This is a genomic window from Hymenobacter agri (assembly GCF_054778495.1).
Map to the genome: position 1 here is coordinate 1 of NZ_BAAGZM010000811.1, position 1550 is coordinate 1550.

Annotated in this window: 1 protein-coding gene and 1 pseudogene; one reads left to right on the forward strand and one right to left on the reverse strand. The window is 68.0% G+C overall.

From position 1 onward, the window contains the following. Positions 1-195: pseudogene (locus ACYVDE_RS22395) on the reverse strand (endonuclease/exonuclease/phosphatase family protein); the annotation flags it as partial. Positions 196-353: 158 nt separating this feature from the next. Between ACYVDE_RS22395 and ACYVDE_RS22400 the strand changes: the two are divergent. Then, a partial coding sequence (locus ACYVDE_RS22400) for a DUF7948 domain-containing protein (RefSeq protein ID WP_460503750.1) occupies positions 354-1550 on the forward strand: 1197 nt, incomplete at its 3' end.

Here is a 1550-nt window from a genome sequence, read left to right on the forward strand (position 1 = left end):
CAGCAGCGCCACCTGCCAGCGGCGGCGCAGCCAGTACAGGGCCAGCAGGGCCGTGAGCAGCAGGGCCGCAGGCGTGGTGAGCGCCCCGAATAGCGCCGGCCAGAAGTCACGGGCCGGAATCTGTTCGCAGGCGATGGCCAGCAGCAGCCAGGCCAGGGTGAGCAGGGTGAGTTTAAAGGCAAACGAACGGCGCACGGCACAACCAAAGAAGAGGCCGCAAAGGTAGGGCCGGGCCGGCCGCGCTACCTTCGCCGCCGCCCTCGCACGAATTTTGCGCGGCCCGCGTTGGCTCTGCTGGCTACGCGCCGGCCGCCGGGCTATCCTTTCCGTTTCGTGTTTCCTTTCTGCTGTTTATGACGCTACCTCTTCGCTTTATTGGCCGGGCCTGGGGCCTGGTTTTGAGCCTTGCACTGCCAGTGGCCGCCCGGGCCGTTTCGCCCGCGCCAGAGCGCGCCAGCCTGGAGTTTATTGCGAACAAGGGGCAGTGGAACGAGCACGTGCGCTACGCGGCGGCCCTGCCCGGCGGGCGCCTGTTTGTGCAGCCCACCGGCCTCACCTACGCCTTCTACGACCAGGCGTTTCTCGACCAGCACCACGCGGGCGGCGCCCCGGCCCCGGCCAGCGACGCCATTGCGGCGCACGCCTACTCGGTGGCCTTCGAGAAAGCCAGCCCGCGGGCTCAGCTCACGGCGAGCGAGGTGGTACCCGGTGAGCGCAACTACTTCGTGGGCTCCGATGAGGCCCACTGGGCCAGCCATGTGCGCGGCTACCGCCAGCTACGCTACGCCAATCTGTGGCCCGGCATCGACCTGACACTGTACGAAAACCAAACTCAGCACCTGGAGTACGACGTGCTGCTGGCCCCGCACGCCAACCCCGCGCGCGTGGCCCTACGCTACGAAGGCGCCGCGGCGCTTGGCCTCGATGCCGCCGGCAACCTCGTTATTAAAACCACCGTGGGCACGACCACCGAGCTGGCCCCGCAGGCCTGGCAGCTCGATGCCCGCGGCCAACGCCAGGCCGTGCCCTGCCGCTACGCGTTGCAGGGCCACAGCGTGCGCTTCGTGCTGGGCAAGTACGACCCTAGCCGCGCCCTGACCATTGACCCGACGGTGCAGTTCTCGACGCTGACGGGCTCGTCGGCCGACAACTGGGGCTTCACGGCTACCTACGACAACGCGGGGAATATGTACTCGGGCGGCGTGGCGTTCGATATTGGCTTTCCGACAACGGCGGGCGCGTTCCAGACTTCTTTTCGGGGAATGGCCGACATCGCCCTCATCAAATACAACACTACCGCCAGCGGCCCGGCGGCCCGCATGTGGGCTACCTACGTGGGCGGCACCAACACCGAGTTTCCGCACAGCCTGGTGGTGAACGGGCAGAACGAGCTGGTGCTGCTGGGCAGCACGTCGAGCCGCGACTATCCCACCACGGCCGGCGTGGTGCAGGCCACGTTTCGGGGCGGGCCGGCGGTGGCACCGTTTGGCACCTCGACCGTTCCGTACTACGTGCCCAACGGGGCCGACCTGGTGCTGACGCGCCTGCGG